This is a genomic window from Bacillus sp. FSL W8-1141 (assembly GCF_038593205.1).
GTDB lineage: Bacteria > Bacillota > Bacilli > Bacillales > Bacillaceae > Bacillus > Bacillus altitudinis.
In genome coordinates this window covers 2,404,789-2,424,961 of the sequence record NZ_CP151973.1, presented here as the reverse complement: position 1 = coordinate 2,424,961, position 20,173 = coordinate 2,404,789, and the positions used below count along the sequence as shown (strand labels likewise).

Below are 20,173 nucleotides of genomic sequence, written 5' to 3'. Positions count from 1 at the left end.
AAAGGAGGCAGAGGAAATGGCACTTTTAAAAGATGGAATTTCTGAAGTGATCGATGGAAAACGTGTCATTACAAAAAAACCAGAACTGCTAGCGCCAGCAGGAAACTTAGAAAAACTAAAAATTGCTGTGCATTATGGAGCAGACGCTGTTTTTATTGGCGGGAAAGAATTTGGACTTCGTTCAAATGCAGATAACTTTTCAATCGAAGAAATGGCAGAAGGTGTCGCATTTGCGAACAAATACGGTGCTCGTATTTATGTGACAACGAATATTTTCGCCCACAACGAAAACATGGACGGGTTGGAAGAATATCTTCAAGGGATTGAAGGAGCGGGTGTAGCGGGAATTATTGTCGCTGATCCACTCATCATTGAAACATGCAAACGAGTAGCTCCAAAGCTTGAAGTTCACTTGAGCACACAGCAGTCACTTTCAAATTGGAAAGCGGTGCAGTTTTGGAAGGAAGAGGGGCTTGAGCGTGTGGTCCTTGCACGTGAAACAAGCGCCCTAGAGATTAAAGAAATGAAAGAAAAAGTGGATATTGAAATCGAAACGTTCATTCACGGGGCCATGTGTATTGCTTATTCTGGCCGCTGCGTGCTCAGTAACCATATGACAGCGAGAGATTCAAACCGCGGGGGCTGCTGCCAATCTTGCCGCTGGGATTATGATCTTTATAAACTAGAAGGCTCTAAGGAAGCGCCTTTATTCAGTGAAGAAGACGCACCATTTGCGATGAGTCCAAAAGATTTAAAACTCATCGAATCCATACCGCAAATGATTGAAATGGGAATTGATAGCTTAAAGATCGAAGGACGAATGAAGTCCATTCATTATGTAGCAACAGTTGTCAGTGTCTATCGTAAAGTCATTGATGCTTACTGTGCGGATCCAGACAATTTCGTCATTCAACAAGAATGGCTCGATGAATTAGACAAATGTGCCAACCGTGACACGGCTCCTGCCTTTTTTGAAGGTGTACCAGGAACGGATGAACAAATGTTTGGCATTCACGGAAAGAAAACGACCTTTGATTTCGTCGGTCTTGTACTTCATTATGATGAACAAGAACAAATTGTCACATTACAGCAGCGTAATTTCTTTAAAGCTGGCGACGAAGTTGAATTTTTCGGTCCAGAAATCGAAAATTTCACATGCAAGATTGAGACAATTTGGGACGAAAAAGGGAACGAACTCGATGCCGCTCGTCATCCACTGCAAATTGTGAAATTTAAGCTTGATCAAAAAGTATACCCTAGCAACATGATGAGAAAGGGGAAATAACCGGCACATGGGGAAAAAACCAGTGGTGATTGGAATCGCTGGCGGCTCGGGTTCAGGTAAAACGAGCGTCACCAATTCCATTTACGAAAAATTTAAAGGACATTCAATCCTCATGCTTCAGCAAGATTTATATTATAAAAATCAAAGTCATATGCCATTTGAAGAGCGCCTGCTGACCAATTATGATCATCCGCTTGCTTTTGACAATGACCTGATGATTGAGCATGTAGAAGCGCTGCTAAAGTACGAGTCCATTGAAAAACCAATTTATGATTTTAAACTAAACACACGTTCAGAAGAGACGGTACATGTTGAGCCCAAAGATGTCATCATCGTTGAAGGAATCTTTGCTCTTGAAAATGAACGTCTAAGAAACTTAATGGATATTAAACTGTATGTGGATACAGATGCAGATCTTCGGATCATTCGCCGTATTTTACGTGATACGAAAGAAAGAGGCAGATCGATTGATTCCGTGATTGAACAATATGTATCTGTCGTCAGACCGATGCACAATCAATTCATTGAACCGTCAAAACGATACGCCGATATCATCATCCCAGAAGGCGGACAAAATCATGTGGCCATTGATCTCATGGTGACAAAAATTCAAACGATTCTTCAAAACCGCGGAGAGTAAATGGTGGAGAAGAACAAAGACCTTTACGACGTAAAGGTCTTTTCAACATCTTGCTCTTGTAGTCAATACTTTAGTAATGGCTAGTCCGAAATCATCGGTGAGCATTGTAAGAAGCAGTCCTCTGAATAAAAGATTTGATATGATAGGAAAACAATGCTGCGAAATGGAGACAGGAAAATCACGATGGGATGCTGAAAGTTTCAGTTATTCCTGCTTTGTAAAAGTATATTAAAAAAACGACAAACAAATCATCACAAATTTTCAAACAATTCTTGATCAAAATGCAATTTTGTAATAATATAGCATAGACATATCGTACACTGACCATATTATGTATTGGAAGATGGAGAATGGATAAGCTATTCTTCTACATATGATCGAAATGGCCGAACGAGGTACAGGAGCTTCCTGTGCCTTTCCACAGTATGTGCGATGAAGATAATACATCATCATGAGAACGTTGCTGTTCCTGCCTAATAAAAAGGCATAATAGTTGCATCTAAAAGGGACGCCATGTAAGATGGACTTTTACGAATATGGGACAGAAGGAATGAGGGCCGGAATATGTCCTCATTCTTGTATATTTCAGTCGTCACTCACATGCAGAAAGCTTGTATGATGAGGATTAATAGAAGGAGTGAATGATTCATGGCACAAGAGAAAGTATTTCCAATGACAGAAGAAGGAAAGCGCAAATTAGAAGAAGAGCTTGAATATTTGAAAACGGTTAAACGTAAAGAGGTTGTAGAGCGTATTAAAATTGCTAGAAGTTTTGGAGACCTCTCTGAAAACTCGGAATATGATTCTGCTAAAGAAGAGCAAGCGTTTGTAGAAGGTCGTATTACAACGCTTGATAATATGATTCGTAATGCCAAAATTATTGAAGATGAAGGTAACTCAAATATTGTTTCACTCGGTAAAACGGTGACATTCGTTGAGTTACCGGACGGTGAAGAAGAGTCTTATACGATTGTAGGAAGTGCAGAAGCTGATCCGTTTGAAGGCAAAATTTCAAACGATTCACCAATTGCAAAAAGCCTTTTAGGCAAACAAGTAGACGACAAAGTCACGGTTCAAACACCTGGCGGAGAAATGTTCGTCCAAATTGTAAAAATTTCATAATTACGTTTATACGATAAACACCTCGTCCACAATAGGGACGAGGTGTTTTTATGCTGAAAACAAGAAGAATCCAATGGACAGGTGTCATTATTTTTATCTTATTGCTCGGTCTCCTATTTAGACTAGCGGAAATTCAGTTGTTTTTCACAGAATCTTTTTCAAAGCTTGATATTAATTTGATCCAAGAAAGTGTCAGGCAGCGGACAGAAGAAGTAGTCATTTCAGACGGACGCGGCGAATTTTTAGATCGAAACGGCGAGGCACTTCTCACAAAAGAAGAGCCTGCGGTCATCATATTTCCTTTCCTGCAATATGACCTCCCTCACTTAAAGCAAACCGCTTCTATACTTGAGATGGAAGAAGATGAATTGAAGAGCCAGCTGACAGAAACGAAGAAACCACTCATTTTAAAAGATGATATCACGAAAAAAAAGCTAAAAGACATCAATGATATGAAATATTCAGGTGTTTACGGCGTATATATGAAAGAGAAGGACAAAAAAAGACTTGCCCTCCACACATTAGGTTTCACAAGCGAGAATCCAGAACTCTTGAGAAAACGTTATCCGGACAAAAAAGAGCTTTCAATCCGTACTGAGATCGGTACATTCGGTTTGGAAAGTACATTTGACGAATTTCTATTACCAGAGCAAGACACAAAATTGTTATATCATGTGGACGGAAGGGGAAACCCTTTGTTTGGGATGGACGTCAAATATACAGCAGAAGCTCATTCGTTTTATCCGCTGCAAGTGCAGACAACCATGGACGAAGACATGCAGAGGGAAATGGAGAATGTTCTCAAAGCACAAGGTGTTGAAAAAGGCGGAGCGGTTCTGCTCGACATCCAAAATAGCAGTGTGCTGGCGATGGCGAGTGTTCCAAATGTGACCAGCAAAAACCGGCATGAGGCAAGAAATTACATGCTGACCGCAATGGCTCCCGGTTCTGTATTTAAAACGGTCGTACTTGCCGCAGCGATTGAAAAAAACTTGAACCAGCCACAAACGATGTATGATTGTCGAAAGAATTTATATGGAGAGCCAGAAGGAAAGCAGGAAGTACTGAATCTGTCTGAAAGCTTTGCGCAAAGCTGTAATTATACATTTGCGACACTCGCTGAGCAGCTCATCCAAACAGATGATCAAATCCTTGAAAAGACAGCTTCAAAGCTTGGGCTTGTGGATCGAGCCGGCTGGGAAGGGGATGTATACCATAAGCAACAATTCAAACAGTTTGATCGTGAAGAAACAGGCAGTGTGTGGGGAGATAAAAGAGACAAGCATGTCAAAAAAGCCATTGCGCAAACGGCGATTGGTCAAAAAAATGTCAAAACAACCCCCTTACAAATTGCCAATATGATGGCAACGATTGCAAGGGGCGGAGAACGAAAAGAAGTGAGGATTGCAGATAAAGTGATGTATCAAAACGGAACAACGATGCTATCCTTTCAAAACAAACGACCTGATGGTGACAGTATTGACCGCTATACAGCTCAAACCTTGCAAAAGTACTTAAGGCAGGTGGTGACGTCTGACAAAGGAACAGGAAGAAGATTTCAAGACCTGCCGTTCCATATAGCAGGGAAATCAGGCACGGCCCAAACCGGCAGCAAAGATAAACAGGGGAATCCACTTTATCACAAGTGGTTTGCCGGATACTTTCCGGCAGAAAAACCAAAATACGCTCTCGTCGTTGTTCACCTTGATGAGGCAAGTGGCCGGGCTAAGACAAATGAAGCGTTTTATGATATTGTAAAAAAGGTCAATGAAATTGAAAAGAAACAGACATAGAACATCCCTTCATGTCATGTTAGAATAGTAACGACTTAGGGAACAGAGGCAAAGGAGTGCAGAGATTTTGAGTAGAAATTCTCGATTTGAACATCGTGATAAGCGCAGAAAGGCGAATATGGTGCTTAACATATTAATTGGTATCGTTGTGGTGCTTATTTTGGTTGTCGCATCGAGTTTGTTAATTTTTAATAGACCACCGAAAGATGTAGCCAACGAACCATCCAAAACAGCACCTGCATCGAGTGAAAATAAACAAAACTCAGAAGAAGATGTGAAAGATCAAAAGAAAGATACATCCGATGATGCGGATGCGAAAAAAGACGATTCATCTGACAAAAAAGACGATACAAAGAAAACAGATGATGAAGAAGAGCCAAACAAAGATGCGTTAAAAGATGCCACAGAAACAGATGGCGGTAAAACAAGTGACGTAGACAAAACATATGAAAACGATAACTGGGAGCCTGTAGGAACAGAGCAATCGGGATCACATACAGCAACCTATGATGCTAACTCAAAAGACTGGAAAGAAATGATCAAAGCCATGTCCTATGCGACAGGAATCTCAGAAGATCAAATGACTGTTATTTGGTTAGGAAATAACGGAGGACCTCAAGATGCAAAAGGAACCATCCGTGATAAATCAACAGGTGAACGCTACCGTGTAGAAATTACGTGGGTGGACGAAAAAGGCTGGAAACCTGTGAAGGTTGAAAAATTAAAATAAAAAAGATGCATACAAAAAGGCTAAAATGAACTTCATTTTAGCCTTTTTCTTCTTTTCAGCGTGATAGAAAACCTTTGCAGTCTAGGAAGGACTAGCACCGGCGCACAGACCTGACTGCCTACACGCTGATCTTTTTTTATGAGACATTCGCTTTAAAATGAACAACTGCTGTATACAAAATTTTATCATCAATGACAGCCGTTTGATGACTCACAGAATGAACAGTCAGCAAGATCGCCTGATTATGTTCAATTTGTTTTTGGATCTTTTGTTCAAGTTCTTTTAAAGACGTTGCTTCAAAAAATTCAATTTTGTCCTTTAAAAAATCCAGTTGAAAATCCATTTCATTCATCCCTCCATGCTCTAGATTCATCATAATCTCTCCCATTTAAAAGGGCAAATATTTTTCTACCCCACTCAGTATTTTTTAGTAGGAAAGAATCAGAAGATGTGGTAGGATAGGAACTGTTCGACGGAATAAAACATACTATACGGATAGGAATAAATAGATAAAGTGGAGGGAAAGAAAAATGGGACGTGAGTTTCTTTCTTTATTTGATCATTGGGCTGAATCTTATGATGACACTGTAAGTGGTCATGACGAGCAGTATAAAGAAGTGTTTCGCCGGTATCCGGCCATTCTAAAAGAGATTACTCGCCGTGCAGGTCAACATGTCATTGAGTTTGGAAGCGGCACAGGAAACCTAACGGCGGCACTGCTTCAAGCAGATAAGAAAGTGTTTGGCGTTGAACCTTCAGAGGCCATGAAGAAAGCGGCTCTTCAAAAAGGAATACCAAATGTATTTCATGACGGAGATTTTTTATCGTTTCCAGCCCCACCTTTTGAGCCTGATACGATCGTCAGTTCATATGCTTTCCATCATTTAACGGACGAAGAAAAAAAACAAGCCATCCACACCTATGGCAACATCCTTCCCTCAGGTGGTAAAATAGTCTTTGCTGATACAATGTTTCAAAATCAAGCAGCACATCAAGCTGCAACGAACAAAGCGAAAGCCGCTGGGTTCGATCAGCTTGCAGAGGATTTAGAAACGGAATATTATCCATCCATAGGTGTGTTAAAGCAAATCTTTGAAGAAGAAGGTTTTAGCACATCTTTTCATCAAATGAATGATTTTGTGTGGATCGTAGAAGCGAAGAAAAGGGAATGAAAGGATGTTTTTGATTTGAAAATCGCAGTGATAGGTGCAATGGAAGAAGAAGTGACGATTTTAAGAGACCAACTAAAGAATGCCACACAAGAAAACATCGCTGGGTGTGAATTTACAACAGGTGTTTATGAAGATAAAGAAGTGATTTTATTAAAATCAGGGATTGGAAAAGTGAATGCAGCGGTCAGCACAACACTTCTGCTTGACCGCTTTCAGCCAGATTATGTGATCAATACAGGATCAGCTGGCGGTTTCCATCACTCATTAAATGTAGGTGATATTGTCATCTCTACTGATGTTAGACATCATGATGTGGACGTGACGATCTTTAATTACGAATATGGACAAGTGCCAGGATTACCAGCTGCATTCATCGCAGATGATCAGCTTGTGAAGCTGGCAGAGGAATCTGCTTCAGAAATCGATCATATTCAAGTGGCAAAAGGAACGATTGCAACAGGAGATTCATTTATGGATGATCCTGGTCGTGTCGCGTTTGTGAGAGAGAAATTTCCAGAGCTGTATGCAGTGGAAATGGAGGCAGCAGCAGTTGCGCAAGTTTGCCATCTATTTGAAACGCCATTTGTGGTCGTTCGAGCGTTGTCAGATATTGCTGGGAAAGAATCCAATATCTCTTTTGATCAATTTCTAGAGCAAGCAGCGATTCACTCAACAGACCTTGTCCTGCGTATGATAAAGCAAACACAATAAAAGAAGGGGTTTCCCCCTTCTTTTCCATACAAAGGAAGGGATTTATATGGCTGTCATACATGATATTACGGAATTAATTGGCCACACACCGCTTTTAAAACTGTCAGGGATGGGTGTGCCGGCAGGTGTTGACGTTTATGCAAAACTTGAAATGATGAACCCAGGCGGAAGTATTAAGGATCGCTTAGGTGATATGCTGATTAAAGAAGCGCTGGCATCGGGCAAACTGCGCCCAGGCGGAACCATTATTGAAGCAACTGCAGGAAACACAGGCATCGGGCTTGCGCTAAGTGCAAGAAAACATCAATTGCATCCGATCTTCTGTGTACCAGAACATTTTAGTCAAGAGAAACAACAGCTCATGAAGGCGCTTGGTGCAGAGATTATTCATACACCAAGAAAAGATGGGATGAAGGGTGCGATTGATCGAGCCCTTGAACTAGAGGCAAGCCTTGACAATGCGTATTGTGTCTTACAATTTAAAAACCAAGTAAATCCATTGACTTACTATAAAACGCTCGGGCCAGAAATATGGTCCGACCTCCAGGGGAACATAGACGTGTTTGTAGCAGGAGCGGGCTCTGGCGGAACGTTTCAAGGCTGTGCTGCCTATTTAAAAGAGCAAAAAGAAGCGCTAAAAACAGTGATCGTGGAACCAGAAGGATCTATTTTAAATGGCGGAAAGCCGGGACCGCATAGAACGGAAGGAATTGGCCTTGAATTTATTCCAGATTATATGGAATCGACTTTATTTGACGAGATTTATACCGTCAGTGACGATGATGCTTTCCGAATGGTGAAAGAAGCAGCTGAAAAGGAAGGTGTTCTGATAGGAAGCTCGTCTGGAGCCGCTCTATTTGCCGCTTTAGAGGAAGCGAAAAAGGCATCACCTGGGACGGTGATCGTCACTATTTTTCCTGATAGCAGTGAACGTTATCTAAGTAAAGGTATTTATGAGGGAGGAAAATAAAATGAAGCCAAAAACAATGATGATTCATAGTGGAATCACTGGTGATGAAAAAACAGGAGCCGTGTCTGTTCCCATTTACCAAGTCAGCACCTATAAGCAGCCTAAAGCAGGCGAGCACACTGGATATGAATATTCCAGAACTGCGAATCCAACAAGAACAGCACTGGAAACAGTCATTCGTGATCTTGAAGGCGGGGCAAACGGCTATGCATTCGGTTCAGGGATGGCTGCAATTACAGCTGTGATGATGCTGTTTAACAGCGGAGATCATATCGTACTGACTGACGACGTGTACGGCGGAACCTATCGTGTGATGACAAAGGTGCTCAACCGGATTGGCATTAAAGCCACATTTGTAGACACAAGTGATCCTGAAGCGGTGAAAAAAGCAATTTTACCAGAAACAAAAGCCGTCTATATTGAATCACCAACCAATCCATTGCTGAAAATGACCGATCTACAAGCCATAAGCCGGATCACAAAAGAAGCTGGCATCTTGATGATTGTCGATAATACGTTTTTTACCCCATATTTTCAAAAGCCGATTTCATATGGGGCTGACATTGTCTTGCACAGTGCCACAAAATATTTAGGCGGCCATAGTGATGTGGTGGGCGGACTTGTCGTGACAGCTACTGAAGAGCTTGGTGAAGAACTGCACTTTGTTCAAAACTCTACAGGCGGTATTCTTGGACCGCAAGATGCGTGGCTTCTAATGCGAGGAATGAAAACGCTCGGGCTAAGAATGGAAGCACATCAACAAAACGCGCAGAAAATCGCTGAGTTTTTAGAACAGCATCCTGCGATTACACGTGTCTATTACCCAGGTTTAAGCGCTCACCCAGGTCATGAGCTTGCAAAAACTCAAGCAACAGGCTTTGGCGGTATGATTTCTTTTGATATTGGAAAAGAAGAAAATGTCGACGTGTTTTTAAGCCAATTGAAATTGTTTACAATCGCAGAAAGCCTAGGGGCGGTTGAAAGTTTAATCTCTGTTCCTGCTCGCATGACCCATGCATCTATTCCAAAAGAGCGCAGAGAAGAGCTTGGTATCACAGATGGTTTAATCCGTATTTCTGTCGGTATTGAGGATATTGATGACTTATTACATGATATTGAACAAGGGCTCGACGCAGTAACGAATGGATAGATTTACATGCCCCTCGCTTTCTCTCACTATGGTAAGCTATCAATAGACATTGATAACGGGAAGGTGAAACAAGTGAAGAAAAAGTGGGATGGTTTAGTGACAGATTACAAGCAATACGCTTTTATTTTGCTTGCTGTTAGCACCTTTTTATATATTGGTACGATTTTACCGAATCAGCACCTAGAAGCATTACCAAAAATGCTGATGCTGGCAGTTGATTGTGTTTTCCTATTGGCTGCTTTTCTTTGTGTGAAACGTGCGATCTTTTTTCAAAAGAAATTGCAAGAACTTGATGAAGATTAAGTCGAAAAGTCTCCTCATGTGTTGAGGAGACTTTTTTTAATTGCACTGGATAATCGGACAAGAATGTCTGTAGAAATTTAGTCAAACACACAAAAATCATCTAATTTACTAAAAACAGGTTTACAAAATGGTGCTTGCTGGATATACTTACAAAGTAATTAAAAACGTAAAGGAGGCTGAAGAATATGTTATTCGTATCTACTTGTGATCAATTCAACAACCAATTTCATCATGTCATCAGCCTGTGGAAGAGCTCGTGTCCTTCCTTTACCTTTTACGGTTCACGCTACAAAACTGTTTAAGTAAACGAGGATTTCACGTATCATCCATCGCAGGTTAGAAGACACTGTCTTTTGATCTGCATTTTTGTGTGCCCGCAGGTCAACTGATAAAGAAGATCTGCGGGCTATTTCGCGTGCTGCGAACTGAAGGGAGGTGAGCGTATATGACAATCCATTTATTTTTTATTACTTTGACGATCCAACGTAAATACAAGGACATTGAAACCGTTCTTTATGAACAACAAGTCGAAACGTTTTATGAAGAAATGAAGCAGAAACAACTAAAGTACATGAACTAAAAAGGACAATAAAAACATGAAAAGGAGGAGATTAACATGTTTATGATGCTTGCAATGCTTGATTGTTATACAAGGGAGAAGGACCAGGTTTAGACACGCTCCACATTGATCACCTGCACATATGATAACCGTAAAAGGAGATTGTGAGGTGATCAATGAATGTCGATGTCACCATATATGAGGTTTCCGTCAGTGGGGCACGGGTATGCGTCTATTCCGCATTCTTTAAAGCACGGATACGGCAATCCATACAGAATCCAAAGAGAGCAAGAAGAAATGCTCAGACGCTATATGTACAATTATCCAACCTATTGGTATTAAAGAAAAGGAGCAGGAAACGTTATCGTTTCCTGCTCCTTTTACATTAGCAAATCCAGCTTGCACCGATGATGATTAACAAAATGAACAGTACAACAAGCAATGCGAATCCGCCTGCAAAACCGCCACCGTAGCCACCGCAGTAGCCTCCAGAATAACCGCCAAAGCCCATAATCTAGCACCACCTTTATCTAATCAAGATACATTCATAAAATATGCAGCTCATGCAGAAAACGAAATCAATCTGAGCACAATTAATGAAAATGCCTATTTGTTTAAATATTTTTCATTACGTGCGAAACATTTTCAGAAAAGGTGCCGTCTAATAAAAGACAAAGAAATTAGGACTAGGTCTTAACTTTTGTTAGGCGAGAGCCGATATGAAAAGTAAGAAAATTCGTAAATAGTTTTATTTACTGGTGCAAAGCAGGTGTTGACATTGATTCAAAGCTGGATTGGAAAACAAATGAGGGAACCAAAGGGCTTGTTCTCAAAATGGGTTGCCCGCTATATGGAAAAAAATCATCATAATATCAATCAATGGACGATTCAACTCTTAAATATACAAGAAAACGACCGGATTTTAGAAATTGGTACTGGAAGAGGTATGACATTATCTAAAGTAGCGGAAAAACTTGATCGAGGGAAAGTATATGGAATCGATGCTTCGCGTCATATGGTAAAATACGCGAAAAGAAAACATAAGAGGCTTGTCGAGCAGGAAAAAGCCGTTATCACACTTGGAAAAGCTGAGCAATTACCTTTTGAAGACAGATCATTCAATAAATTGTTCACAGTGCAGACCATCTATTACTTGCCAGATATCGAACAAGTCATGAAAGAGGTATATCGTGTTCTTCAAGTGGATGGAGAAGTATTCTTATCTTTTCAAAAGCAGGAACTGATGAAGGAACAAAAACGCTCTCAGTCTCTTTCAACGTACAGTGAAGAAGACATCAGCTGTCTTTTTTCAGCGTATCACTTTAGAGACGTCTCTGTTTACCATTATGATACATACATCTGTATCAAAGCCTTAAAATGATGAAAATATTTCCCAGGTAATGAACAAGCACTCAAAAAAAGGCCTTCGCCAGAAGGGCCTTTTTTGCATGTGGGAATTGATCATTCATCAATAAAAAAGACTCTTCACAAGAAGAGTCTTTTGCATTCATTTCATATGTAGGGGCCAGCCAGGTGTGTAAGGAATGATAGTATATATAAGGAATTTGTTTGTCGATTAAGGATACCTGTCTGGCTTATTCCTTATATCGACAATGTTCTGCAAATGTTTAGCTTTTTTTTCAATATTTTCTTTTTTATTTGACTGAAAAATACATTTTTCTCTCCTAGATAGACATTTGTCACTTATTTTTTGAGTCAATGTGCGGTTAAAAGAAGGAAAAAGCCCGAGAAAGAGAGAATTTTGGAGAGACTTCATTTTTAAACAAAAAGGGAGGAATGAAAACATGTCGGGAAACAAAGGTGTCGTTTACAAAGGAGCAGGAAATGTAGCAGTTGAGGATATTGGATACCCTGATTTGGTTTTAAGGGATGGCCCTGGTGTACCTAAAGCCAATGTTGGACGTAAGTGTGAGCATGGCGTCATTTTAAAAGTAGTGACAACAAACATTTGCGGGAGCGACCAGCATATGGTAAGAGGGCGCACAACTGCGCCTGAAGGACTTGTCCTTGGTCATGAAATTACTGGTGAAGTCGTTGAAGTTGGACGAGATGTAGAGTTTATCCAAAAGGGTGATCTCGTATCAGTTCCGTTTAATATTGCCTGTGGTCGCTGCGTCATGTGTAAAGAACAAAAAACCCATGTGTGTTTAAATGTGAACCCCGATCGACCTGGCTCAGCTTATGGTTATGTAGATATGGGCGGATGGGTTGGCGGCCAATCAGAGTACGTCATGGTGCCATATGCTGATTTCCAGCTGCTTAAATTTCCGGACAAAGATCAGGCGATGGAGAAAATACTTGATTTGACGATGCTTTCCGATATTTTCCCGACAGGTTTTCATGGTGCGTATTCGGCTGGCGTAAAACCAGGCTCTACCGTCTATATTGCTGGTGCAGGGCCAGTAGGTCTTGCAGCAGCGCATTCCGCTCAGCTCCTTGGCGCTTCTGCTGTCATCGTCGGCGATCTCAATGAACAAAGGCTCGAACAGGCGAGAAGCTTTGGCTGCGAAACGATTAATTTACGAAAACATGATCGAATCGGTGAACAAATGACAAACATCCTTGGAGAGCCAGAAGTCGACTGTGCGGTCGATTGTGTCGGTTTTGAAGCTTCAGGTCATGGAGATCAAGGAGAAGCACCAGCCACCGTTTTAAATACAATTATGGATATTACCAAAGTTGGCGGTAAGCTTGGAATTCCAGGACTTTACGTCACAGAAGATCCAGGTGCTGTGGATGAAGATGCAAAAGTTGGATCTCTGAAAGTGCGAATTGGACTTGGCTGGGCCAAAGCCCATACCTTTGTGACAGGCCAAACCCCTGTCATGCAATATCACCGCAGCTTGATGAAATCTATTTTAAGCGGAAGGGCACAAATCGCCAAAGCCGTTAATGCGACCGTCATTTCTCTTGATCAAGCCCCTAAAGGATATAGCGATTTTGATTCGGGTGTGGCGAAGAAATTTGTGATTGACCCGCACGGGATGATTTCTCGATATAATGAATGTAAATAGTTGAAAAGAAAAGGCATTATGACTATGACAAGTCATAATGCCTTTTCTTTTCTAAAAATACGTATATTAAATATAGAAGTAAAAATAGCACAATTCATGATGTTCCCTATTTATCCTCGTTTTCTATTCTCCAGTAGTGTAATGCTAATTATATTTAATCTGATTAATCTAAATCTCCTCAAAACAACAATTTTGCTCAAGAATATAAAAAGAGTTTCTTATGGAAATAAGTATTTTAATCATTATTTTAAAATATTTTATTTTGAGTATATGTATAATTTGATCCATAAATCACGAGAAAAACTTGAAGAAAGAAGAAAAAAGAACGAAAAGATCTATTATACCTAAATATTAAATTATTAAATATAAAAAAACATTTAAGATAATTATAGGTTTTTTCTTCAAAAAAAATAATATTTTTACACAAAAATGGTTTAATTTATCTATTTTGAACCGATATGATAATTAGTAAATGGTTAATAAAGAATTAAATGGGATTAATGGAATAATAAAGTCTGTCATTCTGATAAAATTACTATTTCTAATGTGATTTTAATAGGAAATAATCATTATAGGTGTGATGTAGAGACATGAAATGGGTAACTTCTGAAATTGTTGTTCGCTATGTTGAATGTGACTCAATGGGGATTGTTCATCATTCCCATTATTTGAATTGGTTTGAGATCGGTAGAATTGAATTAGCTCACGTCGCAGGAGTGGATTTTCATAGACTGCATCAAGTGCTTACGTTACCAGTTATTGATTTAGAGTGTCGATATAAGCAGTCTGCCAAATTTGGAGATACGATATTAGTTGAAACAGCACTTGAATTATCGAATAAGCCGATGCTCATTTTTCATTATAAAGTACTGCGTAAAAGAGGGAAAGTTTTACTTGTGCAAGGAAAAACTCAACATGTATTTCTCGACAAAGATATAGGTTTGTTGTTGAAAATACCTAAAGATATTGATAATAAAATAAAAACTTTTTTAAGGAGTTGAAAAATGGATACTGCATTTATTTTTCCGGGGCAAGGGTCACAATATATTGGCATGATGAAAGACTTCTATGTAAGATATCCACATATTTTTAATCAGCTTTTTGAAGAAGCTGCTGATCAATTACATATTGATTTCAAGAAGATTTGCTTTAATGGAAGCGAACAGGAATTGACTTCTACAGATATTGCTCAACCAGCTATATTATTACATAGTGTAGGCATTCAGCGACTTTTAGAATTGGAGGGAATTAGTCCAGACATAACCACAGGACATAGTGTCGGACAATTTTCAGCACTAGTTACTGCAAAAGCTCTCACATTTTCAGAAGCTGTTCAATTAGTGCATAAAAGAGGCGTTTTTATGAAAAATACGAAAGAAAGAGGGAAAATGTTAGCGATCGTTAGTTCGCAAAGTGAAATTTTGCAAGAAATACTTATTGATACTAAGAAGCTAGGAGTAGATATTGCGGCTATCAATTCACCACTTCAAGCGGTAATATCTGGACTGGAAGGAAAAATTAATGAAATTTACAAGGTACTTGAATTCAAAAAAGGTGTAAAAGCTAATTTTCTAAAAGTCAGTCATGCTTTTCATTCAAATTTAATGGCCGAAGCACAGATAAATTTTAGCGATTATGTTAAAAAATTCCGGTTTAATACACCGATAATTCCGATTATTCTTAATAATACTTCTTTGCCTAGTACTGAAGTAGAAGAGATTAGGAAAGATCTAATCAAACAGTGTACAGACACCGTATTTTGGAGTGCAACAGTTGAACAATTAATATCATTACATCTAAAAAATATCATAGAAGTAGGTCCAAAAAAAACGTTGACAGGTTTAGCAAGGTCCTTTCAAATGAAGCCTAAGTTTTTACCGACTGATTCATTTATGGCATATAAAAAAATCGTGAAAAAAAGGAAAGAGGGGACGTTTTAATGTTTGCAGAAAAGGTGGCTGTCATTACAGGTGCTTCTGGTGGGATAGGAAAGGCAATTACAGAATCATTAGCTCGAGAGAAGGCTACTGTTATTTTAACATATAAAAATAACAAAGAAAGTGCAGAAAACATTAGACACGCGATTATTGAAAGTGGAGGCAAAGCATCTATTTATCAGGCGGATGTAAGTGAGGAGCAAGATGTTAAAAGATTGTTTTCAGCCATCAAAAAAGAGTTTGGGAAAATAGATATTCTAATAAACAACAGTGGTATTACAAAAGATGGTTTTCTCCCAATTATGAGTAGCAAAAAGTTTGATGAGGTAATCCAAGTAAATTTGAAGGGTACTTATTTATGTTGTCGAGAAGCTGTGAAGCAAATGATTTTAAAGAAACAAGGAACGATCATTAATATAGCTTCTACGAGTGGTATCTCAGGTGCTATTGGACAGACAAATTATTCTGCTTCTAAAGGGGGGATTATCGCATTTACAAAAAGTTTAGCACTAGAAGTCGCACAATATAATATTCGAGCAAATGTTGTTGCGCCAGGATTTATTGAAACCCAAATGACCAAAAAAATGGATCAAAAAACTCTTAATAAGATGCTAGAACTTATACCGCTTAAACGTCTAGGAAGACCGGAAGAAGTCGCAAATCTTGTGACATTTTTGGCTTCGCAATTATCTGAATATATCACTGGAAAAGTTTTCACAATAGATGGTGGTCTTATAAACGGATAAAATTTAAATAAAGGGATGATTAGTTTGCTTAATTATGTAGAGACAAAAGAAAAAGCAAAAAACAGAAGAGAGCTTACAGATAAAATAAAAGAATTACTTGTTGAAAAATTAGATTTAGAAATAGATCCTTCCATTATTACAGATGACCAGCCCATATTTGGCAGAGGTTTAGGACTAGACTCCATTGATGCACTAGAATTATTTGTGGTTATTGAAGATGAGTTTGGGGTGACAGTTTTCGATGATAATATAGAAGTTTTTAGCTCGGTGAACAAGTTAGCCGATTATATTGAAGAAAATATGGAGAGTGAAAAAGCTTGAATCGAATATTAGATGTGAATGAAATTAAAAAATTATTACCGCATCGCTGGCCTTTTCTCATGCTCGATAAGGTCGTTGAATTAACCCCAGGCATAAAAGGCGTAGGGATAAAAAATGTTACAATCTCTGAACCATATTTTGAGGGGCATTTCCCAAACGAGTCAATCATGCCAGGCGTATTGATTGTCGAAGCAATGGCTCAAGCTACAGCAGTTGTATATTGTACTGGCATTTTAAAATATTCCGAAGAGGCCTTGAATGAGGTGGCAGCTTCAATCGAATTAAATGCTACTACTGATATTTCACATCGTGTTGGCTACCTTGTTGGCATTAAGGATTTAAAATTTCTAAAACCCGTTGTACCAGGTGACCAATTAAGATTGAAGGTTCATATAGAACGTACATATCAAGTGATGTCAAAGGTGAGAGTAGAGGCTTACGTAGATAAGACATGTGTGGCAAAGGGCGTATTAACTGTATCACAAAAGCCAGAGACACTTAATCCTACAAAGGGATAAATTATGAATAAAAATAAAAAATTCCATATTCGTGAATGTACTGTACATGATGCTAGAGAATTAGCTGATTTTTATAATAGGTTAAAATATGGCCCTGTCAATCATGGGTACTTGTTAAATGAAAAAAATATGAAACAAATGATAGAAGAAGTGGATATTATTTTATATTTGTGTGTTGTATATGAACAGCAAATCATCGGAACAATGCTATTTTCGAAAATGAGTGGACAAAGATCTGCATCTGAAAACAGCGTTTGGGGAAGTAAATTTGTGATAGCTGATGGTTTTCGCAATGGTCCTTTACCAGCATTGTTTTTCTCAACATCCATACAAATGCTAGTGGAAAAAGGATTTGAAACAATTGAAGTGGAGGTGGATCCTAATAATGTAAATGCTCTACCTCTATACAAAAGAGTTGGCTTTATTCGATCCCGTTCTAATCAAGTAGACTACGACGGATATTTATGTCTTAGAAGCTATCTTCCCTATATTATTTCATATTTAAAAGATAGTTATAAAGTGAAGAAATTGGATCAAAGTATCATGGAAAAAGGCTGGAAAGGGCTTGAGGTATCAAAAAATTTACGTTCCTCGAATATTGATACTATTCAGTTGAATGGAATGGAAGCAGCTGAGTATCGAATGAACTTTGGAGAAGAAGTTATTAGTTGTTGGGTGGATGTGTTAAGTAATAAGGTTGCAAAATTTGAAGATAAAAGATTTATGTTTCAACAGTATATAAGAGAAGGACAGCATGTAATCGTAGGACAGCGAGTAACCCTAGTATACGAATTTGAAAATAAATTAACCCAAACCATTTTAGTTCATTTGAAAGCTCAATTTCAAGAAAGAAATAAGCTTCTATTTCAAAAAAAACGCTTTCTTGTGAAACAGGGAGAGAAAATTCATATTGAAATACCAGTTGTTGTTGGGAATTATTCGAAAAATGGATTACAAACAAACATAAAATTTGGTCCTTGTTCTTTTGATTTTGAATACGGAATATATTTGAAAGATCGTTTGGAATTAAAAATGCATGATGATGTTTTAGTGGAAACAGAATTATATAAAAATTCTATTCTGTTGGTTAAAAATAATCAACAGGATACGACTAGTGTCAAAATTGACTCTGTGAATAAAACAGGTAAGGAAGAAAGTAAGATAGTTAATATTGCACCAAACGCGACTGAAAGTTTAACATTACCCCTTCCTACATATAAAAAAGGGAACTATAAAGTTAAAGTGACAGCTAAAAATAATCAGCAACTCTTATTAAAGGAAACTCATCACATACATGTGATAGATCAATTTGGATTTATATGTAAAGATAATGCGGATTTTATCATTTTAGAGAATATAGATCTGCAATTAATAATTGATAAGCATTCTGGAACGCTCAAATGCTTTCATAAACTTTTAAACAGAGATGTATTGATTGAAGCGTGGCCTGATATTAATACTCCTTATAAGAATGGTTTGAGAGAGCACAAGAAAAAAGACATAGACGTATTTGTTACTAAGAGAAATGAGATTTATCTTGCTGAAAAAAAACAAGATAAAATCACACTTATTAGAAAAATCACCTTAAAAAGTGAAGATGTTATTAAGGTTGATGATTATCTTTTAGAATCAGGAACTATCAAATTAAACCCTTGGTGTTTAATGCAGGGGAGTACTATGTATATTCCATTAAAAGAGGGCATTTTAAAAGAAAAACAAATTGAAGAATCTTTTCCTTTTCTGATACATGACTATGAATTTAAGAAAGATATGGATTTACCAACTAATCCGATAAGCTACTCTATGCCCTGGTCTGTTTTTGAAACGAAGGAAATATCCATTGGATTTATGTGGGAAGGCCATGTAAAAAGTATTAATTATGGATTGAGTTGGATGCCTTCATTGTCTTTTGAACAAAAAAGAGAATTTAGTCAATTTAAGAAGAAACTCTCCATTTTCCCTTTATTATTTAAAAAAATGTGGATAAAGAAAATAGATCATATTTTACGACCTACAAGTACTCATTATTTTCGACTAAGCACAAAGGGAATCAATCATATTTTACAGAAGTATCGAGCACTTTATAATTCTAATGATACGTCATTCTCAATAGTTGAATCGGTCGATATGCAGATGCATACTACGATTGTTCAAAGAGGAAAAGACGTAAATCTAAAGCTGAGTTTAAAAAACATTCTTCTCTCGCCAAAACTTGGAACACTGACCCTTTCTATACCATCTATTGATTATCAAGAAGTCAGACAGATCGACCTAGCAGGGGGACAAACATTGTTACTTACGTTTCCGGCATCGATAAATGGAGAAAAAAGTATCATTTGTGGAGAAATAGTATTTGAGCAAATTACTTCTCAATTTGTTAAGAAAAAGCGATTTAGTCTTGTTGTTTATAATGAAGAAAATTTGATGAAGCAATCAATTCAGCAAAAAAGAGATATAGAGATATATAAATTTTGTAATGAAGAAATTCAAGTAGAAATTGTGCCTGCATTTCAGGCTTCAATTACAAGCTTAAGAATGAAAGAGAGTAAATTATTGAAATCAAACTTCCCAAATTTAAGGAGTTGGGGGCAGCATTTTTTAGTACCATTAGGTATCTTTCCACATTTGATTGAAGGACCGATGACGCTAAACCGTGGACTGATTTTTGATGATGGTTCACATCGTAAATTTGAGCACCGTCCATTAAGCATACAAGATCATCGAGGTGTTACTTGGAAGGGAGTTGAATGTGAATCTACAGACTTTCAAGTGCAATATTTGATATGTTCAGGAAGTCCCTTATTAAAAGTGAAAGGTGAACTCTCCTCCAATTATATAAATAATGAGCAACTCGCCTTCCATTCAGTATGGAATGTGTCGAGCGGAAAAAGCTACATTCATTATACTGAAGATTTTCAACAAAGAAGCTACAAAATAACAGGGAAAAAAGGGAAGACATATCTGAACACTTCCAATATTATATTAGAAATCAAACAGGGATGTTATGTAACTATATGGTCAGAAAATAAAGACTGCAAAATTACTTTATATGAATGGGGAGAAAAGCAAATCGAAATTATCCTCTTACTATCTAGACATGTATTAAAAGATGGATTTATGGTAGCTTTTAGCAATTGTTTGGAAGACTCAAAAAAATATTTGATCAGTCAGGAGCTATAGT

The 20,173-nt window shown here is 38.1% G+C and carries 21 protein-coding genes and 1 pseudogene; 20 read left to right on the top strand and 2 right to left on the bottom strand.

Annotated elements, in window-relative coordinates; all coding sequences use genetic code 11:
• The first annotated feature begins 16 nt into the window (after positions 1-16).
• From NSQ52_RS12390 to NSQ52_RS12370, 5 genes are all read left to right on the top strand, one after another.
• Positions 17-1,285, top strand: coding sequence for a U32 family peptidase (locus tag NSQ52_RS12390; RefSeq protein WP_342473378.1), 1,269 nt, complete (start codon positions 17-19; stop codon positions 1,283-1,285).
• Between the two features lie 7 nt (positions 1,286-1,292).
• Positions 1,293-1,925, top strand: coding sequence for a uridine kinase (udk, locus tag NSQ52_RS12385; protein ID WP_007501435.1), 633 nt, complete (start codon positions 1,293-1,295; stop codon positions 1,923-1,925).
• A 648-nt stretch (positions 1,926-2,573) separates the two neighbouring features.
• Positions 2,574-3,047 carry a transcription elongation factor GreA gene (greA, locus tag NSQ52_RS12380; RefSeq protein ID WP_007501433.1) on the top strand — a complete coding sequence of 158 codons (474 nt, stop codon included), beginning with the start codon at positions 2,574-2,576 and terminating at the stop codon, positions 3,045-3,047.
• Between the two features lie 50 nt (positions 3,048-3,097).
• Positions 3,098-4,840 (top strand): penicillin-binding protein 2, encoded by a 1,743-nt coding sequence (locus NSQ52_RS12375; protein ID WP_025207694.1) that lies wholly within the window; start codon positions 3,098-3,100, stop codon positions 4,838-4,840.
• Between the two features lie 67 nt (positions 4,841-4,907).
• Positions 4,908-5,570: a YrrS family protein gene (locus tag NSQ52_RS12370; protein WP_007501430.1), complete on the top strand. Its 663-nt coding sequence runs from the start codon at positions 4,908-4,910 to the stop codon at positions 5,568-5,570.
• 136 nt (positions 5,571-5,706) lie between these two features.
• On the opposite strand, the gene NSQ52_RS12365 is transcribed toward NSQ52_RS12370, so the two are convergent.
• A complete protein-coding gene (locus NSQ52_RS12365; RefSeq protein ID WP_058336777.1) occupies positions 5,707-5,913 on the bottom strand; it encodes a YrzA family protein in 207 nt (68 codons plus the stop codon).
• A gap of 187 nt (positions 5,914-6,100) precedes the next feature.
• On the opposite strand from NSQ52_RS12365, the gene NSQ52_RS12360 reads away from it, so the two are divergent.
• From NSQ52_RS12360 to NSQ52_RS12330, 7 genes are all read left to right on the top strand, one after another.
• Positions 6,101-6,742: a class I SAM-dependent methyltransferase gene (locus NSQ52_RS12360; protein WP_041506826.1), complete on the top strand. Its 642-nt coding sequence runs from the start codon at positions 6,101-6,103 to the stop codon at positions 6,740-6,742.
• Between the two features lie 15 nt (positions 6,743-6,757).
• Positions 6,758-7,453, top strand: a complete 696-nt coding sequence (mtnN, locus tag NSQ52_RS12355; protein ID WP_019743016.1) for a 5'-methylthioadenosine/S-adenosylhomocysteine nucleosidase — start codon at positions 6,758-6,760, stop codon at positions 7,451-7,453.
• Between the two features lie 46 nt (positions 7,454-7,499).
• Positions 7,500-8,423 carry a cysteine synthase family protein gene (locus NSQ52_RS12350; protein ID WP_007501427.1) on the top strand — a complete coding sequence of 308 codons (924 nt, stop codon included), beginning with the start codon at positions 7,500-7,502 and terminating at the stop codon, positions 8,421-8,423.
• A gap of 1 nt (position 8,424) precedes the next feature.
• Positions 8,425-9,573 carry a bifunctional cystathionine gamma-lyase/homocysteine desulfhydrase gene (locus NSQ52_RS12345; RefSeq protein WP_008342652.1) on the top strand — a complete coding sequence of 383 codons (1,149 nt, stop codon included), beginning with the start codon at positions 8,425-8,427 and terminating at the stop codon, positions 9,571-9,573.
• Between the two features lie 72 nt (positions 9,574-9,645).
• Complete coding sequence (locus tag NSQ52_RS12340) at positions 9,646-9,876, top strand: YrhC family protein (RefSeq protein ID WP_058336778.1); 231 nt, start codon at positions 9,646-9,648, stop codon at positions 9,874-9,876.
• 445 nt (positions 9,877-10,321) lie between these two features.
• Positions 10,322-10,456 (top strand): YrzI family small protein, encoded by a 135-nt coding sequence (locus NSQ52_RS12335; protein ID WP_008342648.1) that lies wholly within the window; start codon positions 10,322-10,324, stop codon positions 10,454-10,456.
• A gap of 165 nt (positions 10,457-10,621) precedes the next feature.
• Positions 10,622-10,777: a hypothetical protein gene (locus NSQ52_RS12330; protein ID WP_236552385.1), complete on the top strand. Its 156-nt coding sequence runs from the start codon at positions 10,622-10,624 to the stop codon at positions 10,775-10,777.
• Between the two features lie 43 nt (positions 10,778-10,820).
• Here the strand turns inward: NSQ52_RS12330 and NSQ52_RS12325 are convergent.
• Positions 10,821-10,895 (bottom strand): annotated as a pseudogene (locus NSQ52_RS12325) (YjcZ family sporulation protein); the annotation flags it as partial.
• A gap of 318 nt (positions 10,896-11,213) precedes the next feature.
• Here NSQ52_RS12325 and NSQ52_RS12320 point away from each other — a divergent pair.
• The 8 genes from NSQ52_RS12320 (at position 11,214) to NSQ52_RS12285 (ending at position 20,172) form a co-directional block, all read left to right on the top strand.
• A complete protein-coding gene (locus NSQ52_RS12320) occupies positions 11,214-11,816 on the top strand; it encodes a methyltransferase domain-containing protein (protein ID WP_017367683.1) in 603 nt (200 codons plus the stop codon).
• Positions 11,817-12,240: 424 nt separating this feature from the next.
• A complete protein-coding gene (fdhA, locus tag NSQ52_RS12315; RefSeq protein ID WP_144679904.1) occupies positions 12,241-13,470 on the top strand; it encodes a formaldehyde dehydrogenase, glutathione-independent in 1,230 nt (409 codons plus the stop codon).
• A 590-nt stretch (positions 13,471-14,060) separates the two neighbouring features.
• Positions 14,061-14,471, top strand: coding sequence for an acyl-CoA thioesterase (locus NSQ52_RS12310; RefSeq protein ID WP_144679906.1), 411 nt, complete (start codon positions 14,061-14,063; stop codon positions 14,469-14,471).
• A 3-nt stretch (positions 14,472-14,474) separates the two neighbouring features.
• Positions 14,475-15,410 (top strand): ACP S-malonyltransferase, encoded by a 936-nt coding sequence (locus tag NSQ52_RS12305; protein ID WP_144679908.1) that lies wholly within the window; start codon positions 14,475-14,477, stop codon positions 15,408-15,410.
• Positions 15,410-16,153, top strand: coding sequence for a 3-oxoacyl-[acyl-carrier-protein] reductase (gene fabG, locus NSQ52_RS12300; RefSeq protein ID WP_144679910.1), 744 nt, complete (start codon positions 15,410-15,412; stop codon positions 16,151-16,153). Before NSQ52_RS12305 ends, fabG begins: the two co-directional genes overlap by 1 nt.
• 24 nt (positions 16,154-16,177) lie before the next feature.
• Positions 16,178-16,474: a phosphopantetheine-binding protein gene (locus NSQ52_RS12295; RefSeq protein WP_170825866.1), complete on the top strand. Its 297-nt coding sequence runs from the start codon at positions 16,178-16,180 to the stop codon at positions 16,472-16,474.
• Positions 16,471-16,992, top strand: a complete 522-nt coding sequence (fabZ, locus tag NSQ52_RS12290; protein WP_144679912.1) for a 3-hydroxyacyl-ACP dehydratase FabZ — start codon at positions 16,471-16,473, stop codon at positions 16,990-16,992. Before NSQ52_RS12295 ends, fabZ begins: the two co-directional genes overlap by 4 nt.
• A gap of 3 nt (positions 16,993-16,995) precedes the next feature.
• Entirely contained in the window at positions 16,996-20,172 is a 3,177-nt protein-coding gene (locus tag NSQ52_RS12285; RefSeq protein WP_342473374.1) for a hypothetical protein, read from the top strand.
• Position 20,173 lies beyond the last annotated feature (1 nt).

Coding starts and splice junctions, on each gene's coding strand:
- NSQ52_RS12390 (WP_342473378.1), top strand. CDS start 17: ATGGCACTTTTAAAAGATGGAATTTCTGAAGTGATCGATGGAAAACGT.
- udk (WP_007501435.1), top strand. CDS start 1,293: ATGGGGAAAAAACCAGTGGTGATTGGAATCGCTGGCGGCTCGGGTTCA.
- greA (WP_007501433.1), top strand. CDS start 2,574: ATGGCACAAGAGAAAGTATTTCCAATGACAGAAGAAGGAAAGCGCAAA.
- NSQ52_RS12375 (WP_025207694.1), top strand. CDS start 3,098: ATGCTGAAAACAAGAAGAATCCAATGGACAGGTGTCATTATTTTTATC.
- NSQ52_RS12365 (WP_058336777.1), bottom strand. CDS start 5,913: ATGGATTTTCAACTGGATTTTTTAAAGGACAAAATTGAATTTTTTGAA.
- NSQ52_RS12360 (WP_041506826.1), top strand. CDS start 6,101: ATGGGACGTGAGTTTCTTTCTTTATTTGATCATTGGGCTGAATCTTAT.
- NSQ52_RS12350 (WP_007501427.1), top strand. CDS start 7,500: ATGGCTGTCATACATGATATTACGGAATTAATTGGCCACACACCGCTT.
- NSQ52_RS12345 (WP_008342652.1), top strand. CDS start 8,425: ATGAAGCCAAAAACAATGATGATTCATAGTGGAATCACTGGTGATGAA.
- NSQ52_RS12335 (WP_008342648.1), top strand. CDS start 10,322: ATGACAATCCATTTATTTTTTATTACTTTGACGATCCAACGTAAATAC.
- NSQ52_RS12330 (WP_236552385.1), top strand. CDS start 10,622: ATGTCACCATATATGAGGTTTCCGTCAGTGGGGCACGGGTATGCGTCT.
- fdhA (WP_144679904.1), top strand. CDS start 12,241: ATGTCGGGAAACAAAGGTGTCGTTTACAAAGGAGCAGGAAATGTAGCA.
- NSQ52_RS12310 (WP_144679906.1), top strand. CDS start 14,061: ATGAAATGGGTAACTTCTGAAATTGTTGTTCGCTATGTTGAATGTGAC.
- NSQ52_RS12305 (WP_144679908.1), top strand. CDS start 14,475: ATGGATACTGCATTTATTTTTCCGGGGCAAGGGTCACAATATATTGGC.
- fabG (WP_144679910.1), top strand. CDS start 15,410: ATGTTTGCAGAAAAGGTGGCTGTCATTACAGGTGCTTCTGGTGGGATA.
- NSQ52_RS12285 (WP_342473374.1), top strand. CDS start 16,996: ATGAATAAAAATAAAAAATTCCATATTCGTGAATGTACTGTACATGAT.